Source organism: Streptomyces katrae (assembly GCF_002028425.1).
Lineage (GTDB): Bacteria > Actinomycetota > Actinomycetes > Streptomycetales > Streptomycetaceae > Streptomyces > Streptomyces katrae_A.
Genome location: NZ_CP020042.1, coordinates 4205976 through 4219905, shown reverse-complemented (window position 1 = coordinate 4219905; position 13930 = coordinate 4205976). Strand labels below are relative to the sequence as shown.

Genomic DNA, 13930 nt, shown 5'->3' with positions numbered 1-13930 from the left:
GCCAGATCGCTACGGGCTCCTCCCGTCCCGGCGTCCGCTGCCCGTCTGGGGTCGCTGCCTGCACCAAATGCCGATGAGAGGCCCATCCGGGCACCCCAGGCGCCCAAGATCGCTACGCGCTTCTGTTTCCTCGGCGTCCGGCGGCCGTCTTGGGCCGGGATGCCCTGCGGTCCGGCATTTGGTGCCGCCACCGGCCCAAGACGGCGCCCGGACGCCGAGATCTCGGCAGCGCGTAGCGATCTGGCGCGCCTATTGCTTCCGGATGTTCCTCTGGTTGGCATTTGGTGCAGGTATCAGCCCCGACGGCCGTCGGACGCCGGGACGGGAGGAGCGCGTAGCGATCTGCCGCGCCCATCGGCCCCGGATGACGGCCCAGTTGGCATTTCGTGCGGGCAACGGCCCCGGGCGGTCGTCGGACGCCGGAATTCGAGGCGCGCGTAGCGATCTGGGGCGCCTGCCGTGCCCCGATGCCGATCCCGTCGCCCTTGGGTGCAGGCATCAGCCCCAGACGGGTCGCGGACGCCGGAATTCGAGGAGCGCGTAGCGATCTGCCGCGCCCACCAGTCCTGGATGACGAATCTGTCGCCCTTTCCTGCGGGCAGAGACCCCGGACGGCCGCCGGACGCCGAGGAGAGAGGAGCGCGTAGCGATTTGCCGCGCCTGCCGGGCCCCGATACCGATTCCGTCGCCCTTGGGTGCGGGCAACGACCCCAGACAGGCGGCGGACGCTGAGACGGGAGGAGCGCGTAGCGATCTGTCGCGGATCGCGGCCCCGGATGGCAATCCTGTCGGCCCGGACGCTTGGCGTGGCGGCCCCCGACCGCCCGGCTGGTCGCTGAGTCCGCCGTATGTCCTATGAACGTCCGTCCCGTTCCTTTGGGGGTTTCCCGGCAGTCTTCGGCATTTCGCGGCGGGACGGCCTGTCAAGGGTCGCCGCAGGCGATCGCGAAGCGACGCGACGAAGGAGCGCCCTTGACAGGGCGGCCCGACGCGGAAGGACGATGAGACTGACGGGAAAGCCCCAACCCGTCCCTGAGACCGCCCCGCCGGAACCCGGTCCCACCCCAGGTCCCGCCCGCCCGGCCGCTCCCGCCCCACCGGGACCCCGCCCCGCCCGGCCCCGCCCGGCCCCCGGCCGCCCGGCCCCCAGACCCGCCCCCCGGGGCCACCGCCGCCCCCGCCACCGGCCAGATCCAGCCACCCCCGCCCGACCGCACTCCCCGCCGCGCTCCCCTCCCCCGCGCCCCCGCCCAGGGAAGGTCACGGCACCATAACGGGCGGATAACGCCCGCTTAATCCCAGGTACAAACCCCCCCATCCGCACCCGCCCGTCCGCCACGGTTCACCATCCGTTCACCAACCCCCGTCGACCCCGTCACCTGTTCTGCCTAATTTCGGTAGCGCACGGTGCGAGCCGAACAGGAAAGAGCGGCCCCGCGCCCCACCCATCACGTAGTCCTCTTCGCACGCCGCCCCGATACAGAAAGCGGCCGGCGGCCCCCCGGAAGGAACACCCGAACAGTGAAGCTTCAGCGCAAGAACCGGCTTCGTGCCTCCGCCCTCGGGGCCCTCGTCGTGTCCGGCGCCCTGGTCCTCACGGCGTGCGGCTCGGACGACAACACGAAGACCGGCGCCGACGGCACCACCAAGGCCTCGGCCCCCGCCCCGGGCGACATCAAGTGCGACGGCGCCAAGGGCAAGCTGCTCGCCTCCGGCTCCTCCGCCCAGAAGAACGCCGTCGACCTGTGGGTCAAGAACTACATGGCCGCCTGCTCCGGCGTCGAGGTGAACTACAAGTCCTCCTCCTCCGGTGAGGGCATCGTCGCGTTCAACCAGGGCACCGTCGGTTTCGCCGGTTCGGACTCCGCGCTGAAGCCCGAGCAGGTCGAGGACTCGAAGAAGATCTGCACCGGCGGCGGCCAGGGCATCAACCTGCCGATGGTCGGCGGCCCCATCGCCCTCGGCTTCAACGTCGCCGGCGTGGACAAGCTGAACCTCGACGCCGCCACGATCGCCAACATCTTCAACGACAAGATCAAGAAGTGGGACGACGAGGCGATCAAGAAGCTGAACCCCGGCGTCAGCCTCCCCTCCACCGCCATCCAGGCCTTCCACCGCTCCGAGGACTCGGGCACCACCGAGAACCTGGGCAAGTACCTCAAGGCCGCCGCCCCTGACGCCTGGTCCTACGAGGCCTCCAAGAAGTGGCCGGCCCCGGGTGGCCAGGCCGCGTCCGGCTCCGCCGGTGTCGCCTCCCAGGTCAAGGCCGTCGACGGCGCGATCGGCTACTTCGAGCTCTCGTACGCCACCTCGCAGAGCATCAAGACGGTCGACGTGAACACCGGCGCCTCCGCCCCCGTCAAGGCCACCCCGGACAACGCCTCCAAGGCCATCTCCGCCGCCAAGGTCACCGGCACCGGCTCGGACCTGGCCCTCAAGCTCGACTACGCCACCAAGGCCGAGGGCGCGTACCCGATCGTCCTGGTCACCTACGAGGTCGTCTGCGACAAGGGCAACAAGCCCGAGACGCTCGGCACCGTGAAGTCCTTCCTGGAGTACACCGCCTCGGACGCCGGCCAGAAGGCCCTCACCGAGAACGGCTACGCCCCGATCCCGGCCGAGATCAACACCAAGGTCCGCGAGGTCATCAAGTCCCTCGCCTAGGACTTCGAAGCCCGCAGCTCCGAAGCTCCGAAGCGCCACAGCTCCACAGCTCCACAGCTCCACAGCTCCACAGCTCCATCCTGACCCCCGAGGTCCGGCCCGCCCCCGTCCGGGCGGGCCGGCCCGGGGACCCTCCCCCTCCACCCCGGGGGAATCCGGTGCACCGCCGCCAGGGGGCTCGCCCCCCACACAGACCGGAAAGACCATGGCTTCCAGCACAAGCACCCACATAGACACGGCTCCGCCTGTCCCCAAGAGCGGAAGGTCCACCGGCCGGGCCGGTGACAAGATCTTCTCGGGGCTCTCCAAGGGCTCCGGCATCCTGCTCCTGGTGATCATGGCGTCGATCGCCGCCTTCCTCACCTACCGGGCCAGCATCGCCCTGTCGAAGAACGAGGGGAACTTCCTCACCACCTTCGACTGGAACGCCTCCGCCCGGCCCCCCGTCTTCGGCATCGCCGTCCTGCTCTTCGGCACCGTCGTCAGCTCGATCATCGCGATGGCCATCGCGGTCCCGATCGCCGTCGGCATCGCTCTGTTCATCTCGCACTACGCGCCGCGCAAGCTGGCCGCGCCCCTCGCCTACGTGGTCGACCTGCTGGCCGCCGTGCCGTCGATCATCTACGGCATCTGGGGCGCCCTCTTCCTCGTGCCGCAGCTGAACGGGCTGAACCTCTGGCTCGACCAGTACCTCGGCTGGACCTACGTCTTCGACAAGACGCAGGTCGGCGTCGCCCGCTCGCTGTTCACCGTCGGCATCCTCCTCGCGATCATGATCCTGCCGATCGTGACGAGCGTCAGCCGCGAGGTCTTCCTCCAGGTCCCGCGCATGAACGAGGAGGCCGCCCTGGCCCTCGGCGCGACCCGCTGGGAGGTCATCCGCATGTCGGTGCTGCCCTTCGGCCGCTCCGGCGTCATCTCCGCATCCATGCTCGGCCTCGGCCGTGCGCTCGGCGAGACCATGGCCGTGGCCACCGTCCTCTCCCCGAGCTTCCTGATCTCCGGGCACATCCTCGACCCGGGCGGCGGCACCTTCGCGCAGAACATCGCCGCGAAGTTCGACGAGGCCAACGAGTTCGGCCGTGACGCGCTGATCGCCTCCGGTCTCGTCCTCTTCCTGCTCACCCTGCTGGTCAACGGCGCCGCGCGCCTGATCATCGCCCGTCGCAAGGACTTCTCGGGGGCGAACGCCTGATGAGCCACGCACTCCAGGACCACCGGCCCGCTCCGGCCCGCAAGTCCGCCGCCCCCGCCGGCCTGACCCGCGGCGGCCTGCCCCGCTGGGCCCCCGCCGGCATCGCCGCGGCCTCCGCCGCCCTCGGCATCGTCATCGGCCTGGTCTTCGGCCTGAGCAGCAAGGTGCAGTGGGGCCTGATCGCCGCCCTGCTGTTCGTCGTGATCACGTACACCGCCAGCTCGGTCGTCGAGAACCGCCGCCAGGCCAAGGACCGCGTCGCGACCTCCGTCGTCTGGGTCTGCTTCGTCCTCGCGGTCGTCCCGCTGCTCTCCCTGATGTGGACGACGATCAGCCGCGGCATGAAGGCCCTCGACGGGGACTTCCTCAGCCACTCCATGAACGGCGTGACCAGCTTCGAGAAGGGCGGCGGCGTCTACCACGCCCTGCTCGGCACCCTGGAGCAGGTCGGCCTCGCCACCCTGATCGCGGCGCCCGTCGGCCTGCTGACCGCCGTCTACCTGGTCGAGTACGGCAGGGGCCGGCTCGCCCGCGCCGTCACCTTCTTCGTCGACGTCATGACCGGCATCCCCTCCATCGTCGCCGGCCTGTTCATCCTGACGACCTGGAACCTGATGCTCGGCTTCGGCCCCTCGGGCTTCGGCGGTGCGATGGCCCTGTCGATCCTGATGATGCCGGTCGTCGTCCGCTCCACGGAGGAGATGCTCAAGCTCGTCCCGAACGAGCTGCGCGAGGCGGCCCTGGCCCTCGGTGTGCCGAAGTGGCGCACGATCCTCAAGGTCGTCCTGCCCACGGCCATCGGCGGCATCTCCACCGGCGTCATGCTGGCCGTCGCCCGCATCGCCGGCGAGACCGCGCCGATCATGCTGCTGGTCTTCGGATCGCAGCTGATCAACGGCAACCCCTTCGAAGGTGCCCAGTCCTCCCTCCCGCTGTACATCTGGGAGCAGTACAAGGTCGGCAGTGAAGCCTCCTACGACCGTGCCTGGGCCGCGGCGCTCGTCCTGATCGCCTTCGTCATGATCCTGAATCTGGTGGCCCGCGGCATCGCCCGCTGGAAGGCCCCGAAGACCGGTCGCTGACGCGACTACATGAAAGCGAAGTGACCCCTCATGGCCAAGCGAATCGACGTCAGCGGCCTCTCCGCCTTCTACGGCACCCACAAGGCCATCGACGACATCTCGATGACCGTGGAACCCCGCTCCGTGACGGCCTTCATCGGCCCCTCCGGCTGCGGTAAGTCCACCTTCCTGCGCACCCTGAACCGGATGCACGAGGTCACCCCCGGCGGCCGCGTCGAGGGCAAGGTGCTGCTGGACGACGAGAACCTGTACGGCTCGAACGTGGACCCCGTCGCGGTGCGCCGCACCGTCGGCATGGTCTTCCAGCGCCCGAACCCCTTCCCCACCATGTCGATCTTCGACAACGTGGCGGCGGGCCTGCGCCTGAACGGCAGCTACAAGAAGTCCGAGCTCACGGACATCGTCGAGCGGTCGCTCCAGGGCGCCAACCTCTGGAACGAGGTCAAGGACCGCCTGAACAAGCCCGGCTCCGGCCTCTCCGGCGGCCAGCAGCAGCGTCTGTGCATCGCCCGCGCCATCGCGGTCGAGCCGCAGGTCCTGCTGATGGACGAGCCCTGCTCCGCCCTCGACCCGATCTCCACCCTCGCCATCGAGGACCTGATCGGCGAGCTCAAGGAGCGGTTCACGATCGTCATCGTGACCCACAACATGCAGCAGGCGGCCCGCGTCTCCGACCGCACCGCCTTCTTCAACCTCGCCGCCGTCGGCCAGCCCGGAAAGCTGGTCGAGATCGACGACACGGACCGGATCTTCTCCAACCCGTCCGTCCAGGCGACCGAGGACTACATCTCGGGCCGCTTCGGCTAAACAGCCGGGGCCGCTCGCGCGGTCGTCCTGCGGTGCTGCATGGCGGTGCCACCGCAGGATGGAAAGAAAGAAAGAGGGCCGGCTCCCCCTGGGTGGGGGGAGCCGGCCCGTTTCCGTACCGCGTGCGGCCGGGCCGCCGTCTCAGCCGACGAAGGCCAGGTCGGCGAGCCAGAAGCAGAGCGCGGCGACCAGGGCCGCCGCCGGCATGGTGATGAACCAGCCGAGGATGATGTTCTTCGCCACGCCCCAGCGGACCGCGTTGACCCGCTTGGTCGCGCCCACACCCATGATCGCCGAGGTGATCACGTGGGTGGTGGAGATCGGCGCCTTGAAGAGGAAGGCGGTGGCGAACATGATCGAGGCGCCGGTGGTCTCCGCCGCGAAGCCCTGCGGCGGGTCCAGCTCGATGATCTTGCGGCCGAGGGTGCGCATGATGCGCCAGCCGCCCGCGTACGTACCCAGCGACAGCATCACCGCGCACGCGATCTTCACCCAGACCGGGATCGGGTCGTCGGCGCCCTGCACGTCGGCGATGACCAGGGCCATCACGACGATGCCCATGGTCTTCTGGGCGTCCTGGAGACCGTGGCCGAGGGCCATGCCCGCCGCGGACACCGTCTGCGCGATGCGGAAGCCGCGCTTGGCCTTGTGCGGGTTGGCGCGCCGGAACATCCACAGGATGGCGACCATCACCAGGTACCCGACGACCAGGCCGACGATCGGCGACAGGAACATCGGGATGACGACCTTCTCGACCACCCCGTCCCACAGGACGTCGATCCCGCCGGCCAGCGCCGCGCCCACCATGCCGCCGAACAGCGCGTGGGAGGAGGACGAGGGCAGGCCGAAGTACCAGGTGATCAGGTTCCAGACGATCGCCCCGACCAGGGCGGAGAAGAGGATCCACATGCCCCGGTTGCCCTGGGGCGTCTCGATCAGGCCCTTGCTGACCGTGTGGGCGACACCGCTGCCGAGGAAGGCACCGGCGAGGTTCATCACCGCGGCCATCGCGAGCGCCGCGCGCGGGGTCAGGGCCCGCGTCGAGACGGAGGTCGCGATGGCGTTCGCGGAGTCGTGGAAACCGTTCGTATACGTGAAGCCGAGCGCGACACCGATGGTCACGACCAGAGCGAAGGTGTCCACGAGGTTCAGGACTCCTTGACCGCGATGGTCTCCACCGTGTTCGCGACGTGCTCGAACGCGTCGGCGGCCTCTTCGAGCACATCGACGATCTGCTTGAGCTTCAGCACCTCGATGGCGTCGTACTTGCCGTTGAAGAGCTGGGCGAGCAGCTTGCGGTGGATCTGGTCGGCCTGGTTCTCCAGCCGGTTGACCTCGATCCAGTACTCGGTCAGGTTGTCCATGGTCCGCAGGTGCGGCATGGCCTCGGCGGTGAGCTCGGCCGCCCGCGCCAGGACCTCGATCTGCTGCTCGACGCCCTTGGGCAGCTCCTCGACGTTGTAGAGGACGACGAGGTCGACGGCCTCCTCCATGAAGTCCATGATGTCGTCGAGCGACGAGGCCAGGCTGTAGATGTCCTCGCGGTCGAACGGCGTGATGAAGGAGGAGTTCAGCTGGTGGAAGATCGCGTGGGTGGCGTCGTCCCCGGCGTGCTCGGCGGCACGCATCCGCTCCGCGATCTCGGCCCGGGCGGAGGGATCCGCTCCGAGCAGTTCCATCAGGAGCTTCGAGCCCGTGACGATGTTGTCCGCGGATGCGGCGAACATGTCGTAGAAGCTCGTCTCCCTGGGGGTCAGACGAAATCGCACGTGGGGTCCTCGGGGTGCATTGGATTCGGTCAGGCTGATGCTAGGCGTATCCCCCGGCCACGGCTAACCGGCGTCCCAGGGTGTCCTCCATCAGGCAGAGGGGGCAGAGTGGGCTCCGCGGATCCCTGCCCCTGCGGCCCGGGCGAAGTAACCTATACCCATGAGGGGTATATACCCCCTCGTTCCGGACCACGGGAGGACTCATGACGACCATCGAGGCGGAGGGCTCCGGGGCCGTTCCCGTCCACGGCTATCACCACCAGAAGGACGAGCACCTCAAGCGGCTGCGCCGGATCGAGGGCCAGATCCGGGGCCTCCAGCGGCTCGTCGACGAGGACGTGTACTGCATCGACATACTCACCCAGGTGTCCGCGAGCACGAAGGCCCTCCAGTCCTTCGCCCTCCAGCTCCTGGAGGAGCACCTGCGCCACTGCGTGGCGGACGCCGCGGTCAAGGGCGGCACCGAGATCGACGCGAAGGTGGAGGAGGCCACGAAGGCCATCGCCCGCCTGCTGCGCAGCTAGTTCCGGCCACGCAGAACGGTTTCGGAGAACGGTTTCGCAGAACGGTTTCGGAGAACGGTCCCGGAGCACCGCCGCGGACAAGGACTACGGCCCGATCCCCATCAGCACCTCGTCGATCCGGTCCTGACTGAGCCGATCCTCGGCCGCGGCCGACGCCGCGATGATCAGCTCCCCGCAGAGCTCGATCTCGGCGAGCGCCACGTGGTCCTGCACCGTCGTACCGCCTGCGGGAGTCACGCGTGTCACCTCTTTCTGCCGCCATCGCCCGTCCGGCACCCGGCTTCCCAGCGTAGGGACCGACGCTCGTGCCGCGCATGACACGGATGGACCATTTCCGGATAGTGGGGCCATGGCCCGGACGTACCGCCCGGGCCGCTCCGGCCGACTACTCGGCGATCTTCCCGGCGTAAATGTCCCCTTCTGCGGGCAATACGACGGTCACCGGGGTACCGAACCCGTACAGCAGCGTCGTCGAGGAGACATCGATCACGCCATTCTTGACGTAGGTGAAACGGTGGCGGACCTTCCGCAGACGTCCCTGCTCGTCCAGATACGCGTCGAAGGGCACGCTGTCCTCGCTGAACCCTTTCGCCGCGGCCTGCAGTGCCTCCTTGACCCCGGAGGAGGCGCTCTGCGCGGCCCGCCGGATGTCCGTCGTCCCCCGGTAGTGCCGCACCTTGGTCCCCGCCACATCGGTCTCGCCGACGTACGTCACCTCTTGCGCGCCGCGCAGCAGCTCGGCGGCGGCCAGCGGGTCGGTGGCCCCGCCCGTGACGAGGTTCCCGTCGGGGAGGGCCGCCGTGTCCAGGCGGACCCACTTGTCGTCGGGGACTCCCGCGCCCCGGTTCTTCATGTAGAGCGCGCCGGGGACGAGCAGCTCGGTGATCGGCCGGTGCTCGGGCTGTCCCTTCACGTCGGCGGGCAGCATCACCAGCAGCTGGCCCATCCGCTTGCGGAAGTCGACCCCGCCCTCGCCCCGGATGGTCACCCGGGTCCCGCCGGTGGCCATCTCCATCGCCGTACGGGCCTGCGCGCTCCCGGTGGCGGCGAGCGCGTCGGCCGCCCCGCGGACCGCCGCCGCGGGGTCGCCCGGGGGACGGGCGTCGGCCGGACCACCGCCGGCCACCGTGCCGCTCGCGGCGCCGCAGCCGCCCAGCGCGGCCACGGTGGCGGCCACACAGACCGCGCGCACCGCCTCGCCCGCGCGCCGCCGCCACCGCCTGTGCTGGTGCACCACCATCGCCTGCCAACCCCCAACGCATGACCGCTGTTTGCCCGAGGCCCCCACCCGCTCCGGTTAACGAGGTCCGGGGTTTCCCGTAACGGTCCGGAAGTGGCCAGGGGCCGTACCGGCACCGGGCCGCCCCCGGTACCGTGGAGAGGTGGACCCGCACACCAAGGCGACCCAGGTCGCTCCGTTTACCGCTGTGCCCGGCCCGCGTCACCCCGCGGCCGCCGCGCAGCCACCCTCCGGACACACGACGAGCACCGCCGAGCGGGGATCCTTCTGCCTGGCCGTGTGCAGCTGCGGCTGGACGGGCCCGGCCCGCCGCTCCCGCGACCTGGCCCGCAGGGACGCCACCAGACACACCTCGGCCGACTGACCCCGGGGCCCACGTCCCACCCGGGCCCGCAGCGTCGGGGCACCCCCCGCGGCCGGGCGTGTCGCCCGTTCGGCCTTCCCAGCTGGCCGGGGGCGGCGGGACCGGTTGCGCTGGAGGCATGCCAGGAACCGCACCCCGCCTTGCGGCCCTCCTCTGGGCCCTGCTGCTCGCGTTCACCCCGGCCGCGGCGGCCTGGGCCCGCCCCGTGGGCTCGGCGGACGGCCCGGCCGACGTGGCGCTGGCCATCGGGCTCACCACCGCCGCGGCGACGGTCACCGGCCTGTGGCTGCGCTCCCGCTACCGCCGCGAGGAAGCGGAGCACCCGGGCGGCAGCGGCGAGGACGGCGAGCCGTGACGCCCCGCTCCCGCCCGACGGCGGTCCGCCTGTGCTTCGGCGCGGCGGGCGTGTGCCTGGTGCTGGCGCTCCTGCTCGCGCTCTGGAACCCGTGAACTGCCTGCCCCGCACCCGACATGGAGGCGGGGAACCGCGCGACCGGATCCGCACGCCCCGCACCCCGCCGCGCGTCAGGCGGCGAGGTCGCTCTCGGCCGGCCGCTGCGCCAGTTCCACCGGCCGGGCCACCACCCGTTCCTCGGCACGGACGAGCCGCCCCAGGCGCGGCGCCCGTGCGAGGGCCCGTGCCAGCGGGGTCAGCCCGGCCATGGCGAGCGGGGCGAGGATGAGGACGACGGCGGTGCCGAGCGCGAAGCCCCCGATGACGTCGGTCGGGTAGTGCACGCCGAGGTAGACCCGGCACAGCCCTTCGGCGAGCGCGAGCCCGATCCCGACGAGGCCGAGCCGGCGGTTGGCGAGGAACACCCCGATGCCGAGCGCCATCGCGAGGGTGGCGTGGTCGCTGACGAAGGAGAACCCGGCGTCCGGCCCGACGTTCACACCGCCGAGCACTTCGAGGCCCTCGTGCGCGACGAACGGCCGCGGCCGCGCCACGAACCCGCGCAGCGGCACGTTCACCAGGAGCGCGAGCGCGGCGGCCAGCGGGGCCCACACCAGCGCGGCGAACGACTCGGCGGCGGCCGCCTCGTCCTGCCGGCGCGCTCCGCGCCAACACCACAGCACGAGCAGGACCATGGCCAGCGGCAGGCCGTAGGAGGCGAGGAGGGCGACGCCCCGGTCGAGCCAGTCGGGGGCGTTCCGGGCGATGCTGTTGATCCGGTACAGCAGGCTGACATCCACATTCGGCCCACCGGTCGTGAGTCCAGCCATGTGACGCGGCCCCTTGCTTGCCTAGGTCCCGTGGGGACGCACAGCGGCGTGCGCCCTCTCAAACCCCCCCCGTCGATCAATCCCCGTGACCATGGAACGCCCGTACTACGGGCATGGTTCCACTCTCCACCGGATGATCACGTCAACGTTATCCAAGAGTGACCCATCGTCGCAGCTCAGGGCCTGTGCTTCACGGAGAGCTACGAGGGCTTCGGAGCGCCCGGCGACCGCTCCGGAAGCGCCTCCGCCCCCTCCTTCGTCACCCTGGTCGCGCCGAAGTAGTCCGGGGTGTCGATCTTGTCGAACCGGATGACGGCTCCGGTGTACGGGGCGTTGATCATGTATCCGCCGCCCACGTACAGCCCGACGTGCCGGATCTCCCGAGAGTTCGTCAGATCGTCGGAGAAGAACACCAGATCACCGGGGAGCAGTTCGTTCCGCGAGGGGTGCGACCCGGCGTTGTACTGGTCGTTGGCCACGCGCGGCAGCTCGACCCCGACGGACTCGTACGCCGCCTTGGTCAGCCCGGAACAGTCGAACCGCCCGTTGTCCGCGGCCGTCCCGTCGCCACCCCACAAGTACGGCGTCCCCAGCTGCTTCTGCGCGAAGTACACCGCCCCGGCGGCCTGCTGCGAGGGCGACACCCGCCCGACGGGGCGTTCGAAGGTCTTCGCCAGGGAGCGGATGTCCTTCACGTACCCCTGCGTCTCCTTGTAGGGAGGCACTCCGTCGTACTTGATGACCGCGTACGCACCCGCGTTGTAGGCCGCGAACATGTTCGACGTGGCGTCACCCGGCACGCCCGCCACGTCCTTGGCCAGCTCGCAGTCGTACGAAGCCGCCGAGGGGATGGCGTCGTTGGGATCCCAGATGTCCCGGTCCCCGTCACCGTCCCCGTCGATGCCGTGACCCGCCCACGTACCGGGGATGAACTGCGCGATCCCCCGCGCGTCGGCCGGACTGACGGCCTTCGGGTCCCAGCCGCTCTCGGAGTACAGCTGGGCCGCGAGCAGCGCGGGGGTCAGCGCCGGGCAGAGGGTGCCCCACTTCTGCACCAAGGCCTGGTACTTCTCCGGCACGGCGCCCTTGACCAGTCCGAGGGGCCGGCCTCCGCCCCCACCGGCGAGACCGGCCGCGGCCGAGTAGGTGCCCACCACGAGGAGCACGAGGAAGCCCAGACAGAGACCGATCCCGATTCCGCCCGCCATCCAGAATCTGCGCATCCGTCAACACTCCCCCATCCCCGTCGCCTTAACGTGCGAATCGCCCGTGTCGCCAGGCTTACTACCCCACTCGGAAGCCCGAGCAGCCGATGCTCGTGTACTTCGTGGGGTCATCCTCGACGTGATAGAAGACCAGCGTCCAGTCTCCCGGGTCGTTGGTGGCGGGCACAGCGGGGTACGTCTTGCCCGCCGTGTGATCCGCGAAGTCGTCCGGATACTTGAGGCTCAGGAACTCGCCCGAGGGCCACTTGCCGTAGATGTCGATCGGCTTGCTCGTGAACCCGACGCTCTTGTTGTCCATTTTGAAGGGCTTGCCCGTCTCCAAGTCCAGATCGTGCGGGGACCTGACAGCCACCGACACGTAATACGGATCGGGCTTGGTCGGCTTCATCTCCGCGTACTTGATCCGCATCTCGATGGTCGTGGAGTTCCCCGAGACTTTGGCGGTGGTCTGGAAGTCCGCGCCCGGCGGCTTCTGCTCGGCGGGCTGGTTGCACTGCCCAACGCCATGGGCGGCCATCTCCGGATCAGCCGACGGCTTCCAGAAGTAGTGCGAGATCTGGTTGTTCTCGATGTACGGTGCCGGGGGCCTGGCTCCGCCCGTGGAAGCAACGGGCGTTGCCGTGCCGCTGCCGCCAGAGGACGCCGAAGGCTGCGGGGCCCCCGCCGGCCCCTGCCCGGGAGCCGCCGGGCTCTGCGAGGGCGTCCTGCCCCCACCCCGCGCCTGCTCGTCCCGTCCACCGCCACCGTCGAGCGGAAGCAGCTGCCAGGCCGCCAGCGCGAGTGCTGCGGTCACGGCCACAGCCGCGACCGCCCAAGCCGTGCGGCGGCTCGCCGGGCGGACGGGCCCCGCGGCGGCTGAGCCGGCCTGGGTCGGGACGTACGGGTAGCCCGGCCCCTGCGTGCGCATCTCGTGCAGCGGCACCGGTTCCCCGAGCGCCCCCAGCGCCGTGTACACCGGGTCGTCCACCAGCGCGTCGCGCACCCCGCACAGCCGGATCACCTCCGCCGGACTCGGGCGCGCGGCGGGGTCCTTGGCCACGCAGGCCTCGATCAGAGCCGCCAGCCCCGGCTCCACCCCGAGCACGTCGACCGGCTCGTGCACCGCCCGGTAACCCACCGTCGACGCCACCCCGGTGCCGAACGGCGGACGCCCCGTGGCCGCGTACGCCAGCGTCGCGCCGAGCGCGAACACATCGGCCGCCGCCCCCGTCTCACCCTTCAGCAGCACCTCCGGAGCCGTGTAGCCGGGCGTGCCGGGAGCCTGCCCGTCCTGGGTGAGCTCCGTCGCGCCGACCCCGCGTGCGATGCCGAAGTCGATCAGCTGGGGTCCCTGCGCGCCCAGGATGACGTTCTGCGGCTTCAGGTCCCGGTGCGTGACCCCGTACGCGTGCACACTCGCCAGACCCTCGGCCAGTGCCGCGCCCAGCCGTCGGCAGGTCTGCGGGGGCAACGCCCCCCGGGCGCCGATCGCGTTGCCGAGCGTGGGTCCCGCAACGTACTCGGTGGCCAGCCAGAACGGGGCCGACTCCAACGAGGCGTCAATCAGGTTCGCCGTGTAGGCCGAGCGGACCGCCCGTACCGTCTGCGCCTCCCGCCGGAAACGGGCCAGCGCCTCGGGGTGCCCGGTGATCTCCTCACGCACGACCTTGACGGCCACCAGGCGTCCGCCGGGTGACCGCCCTAGGTACACCTGCCCCATCCCGCCGGCCCCGAGCCGGGCCAGCAGTGCGTGCGTGCCTATGTACGCGGGGTCGGTGTCTCTCAACGGCTCCATCCGCACGAGCCTGCCATACGGATTCCCCAGGCAGCCAAGGGGGTTGACCCCTGCCGGACCA

The 13930-nt window shown here is 70.4% G+C and carries 14 protein-coding genes; 7 read left to right on the top strand and 7 right to left on the bottom strand.

What is annotated here, in order from left to right; all coding sequences use genetic code 11:
• The first annotated feature begins 1521 nt into the window (after positions 1 to 1521).
• The 4 genes from pstS to pstB all read left to right on the top strand — a co-directional run bounded on the left by pstS (position 1522) and on the right by pstB (position 5748).
• A complete protein-coding gene (pstS, locus tag B4U46_RS19240; RefSeq protein ID WP_079428976.1) occupies positions 1522 to 2664 on the top strand; it encodes a phosphate ABC transporter substrate-binding protein PstS in 1143 nt (380 codons plus the stop codon).
• Between the two features lie 205 nt (positions 2665 to 2869).
• The gene (gene pstC / locus B4U46_RS19235; protein WP_079428975.1) at positions 2870 to 3859 is read left to right on the top strand and encodes a phosphate ABC transporter permease subunit PstC; all 990 of its coding nucleotides are present in this window, start codon (positions 2870 to 2872) and stop codon (positions 3857 to 3859) included.
• Complete coding sequence (pstA, locus tag B4U46_RS19230; protein WP_079428974.1) at positions 3859 to 4941, top strand: phosphate ABC transporter permease PstA; 1083 nt, start codon at positions 3859 to 3861, stop codon at positions 4939 to 4941. Before pstC ends, pstA begins: the two co-directional genes overlap by 1 nt.
• 30 nt (positions 4942 to 4971) lie before the next feature.
• Entirely contained in the window at positions 4972 to 5748 is a 777-nt protein-coding gene (gene pstB / locus B4U46_RS19225) for a phosphate ABC transporter ATP-binding protein PstB (protein WP_079428973.1), read from the top strand.
• A gap of 141 nt (positions 5749 to 5889) precedes the next feature.
• On the opposite strand, the gene B4U46_RS19220 is transcribed toward pstB, so the two are convergent.
• Entirely contained in the window at positions 5890 to 6891 is a 1002-nt protein-coding gene (locus tag B4U46_RS19220) for an inorganic phosphate transporter (protein WP_079428972.1), read from the bottom strand.
• Between the two features lie 5 nt (positions 6892 to 6896).
• Positions 6897 to 7517, bottom strand: a complete 621-nt coding sequence (locus B4U46_RS19215) for a DUF47 domain-containing protein (RefSeq protein ID WP_042818429.1) — start codon at positions 7515 to 7517, stop codon at positions 6897 to 6899.
• Positions 7518 to 7720: 203 nt separating this feature from the next.
• Between B4U46_RS19215 and B4U46_RS19210 the strand changes: the two genes are divergently transcribed.
• Positions 7721 to 8041, top strand: coding sequence for a metal-sensitive transcriptional regulator (locus B4U46_RS19210; protein WP_042818427.1), 321 nt, complete (start codon positions 7721 to 7723; stop codon positions 8039 to 8041).
• 84 nt (positions 8042 to 8125) lie between these two features.
• Here the strand turns inward: B4U46_RS19210 and B4U46_RS37910 are convergent, their stop codons facing one another.
• Complete coding sequence (locus tag B4U46_RS37910; protein WP_162501091.1) at positions 8126 to 8278, bottom strand: hypothetical protein; 153 nt, start codon at positions 8276 to 8278, stop codon at positions 8126 to 8128.
• Between the two features lie 148 nt (positions 8279 to 8426).
• Complete coding sequence (locus tag B4U46_RS19200) at positions 8427 to 9281, bottom strand: hypothetical protein (RefSeq protein WP_079428970.1); 855 nt, start codon at positions 9279 to 9281, stop codon at positions 8427 to 8429.
• 142 nt (positions 9282 to 9423) lie between these two features.
• Between B4U46_RS19200 and B4U46_RS19195 the strand changes: the two genes are divergently transcribed.
• Complete coding sequence (locus B4U46_RS19195; RefSeq protein WP_079428969.1) at positions 9424 to 9645, top strand: hypothetical protein; 222 nt, start codon at positions 9424 to 9426, stop codon at positions 9643 to 9645.
• Between the two features lie 118 nt (positions 9646 to 9763).
• Positions 9764 to 10000, top strand: a complete 237-nt coding sequence (locus B4U46_RS19190) for a hypothetical protein (RefSeq protein ID WP_079428968.1) — start codon at positions 9764 to 9766, stop codon at positions 9998 to 10000.
• 170 nt (positions 10001 to 10170) lie between these two features.
• On the opposite strand, the gene B4U46_RS19185 is transcribed toward B4U46_RS19190, so the two are convergent.
• From B4U46_RS19185 to B4U46_RS19175, 3 genes are all read right to left on the bottom strand, one after another.
• Positions 10171 to 10869 carry a phosphatase PAP2 family protein gene (locus tag B4U46_RS19185; protein WP_079428967.1) on the bottom strand — a complete coding sequence of 233 codons (699 nt, stop codon included), beginning with the start codon at positions 10867 to 10869 and terminating at the stop codon, positions 10171 to 10173.
• Positions 10870 to 11069: 200 nt separating this feature from the next.
• Positions 11070 to 12077 (bottom strand): NlpC/P60 family protein, encoded by a 1008-nt coding sequence (locus B4U46_RS19180; protein ID WP_079431853.1) that lies wholly within the window; start codon positions 12075 to 12077, stop codon positions 11070 to 11072.
• A gap of 76 nt (positions 12078 to 12153) precedes the next feature.
• Positions 12154 to 13869, bottom strand: a complete 1716-nt coding sequence (locus B4U46_RS19175) for a serine/threonine-protein kinase (RefSeq protein ID WP_079428966.1) — start codon at positions 13867 to 13869, stop codon at positions 12154 to 12156.
• Between the last annotated feature and the right edge of the window lie 61 nt (positions 13870 to 13930).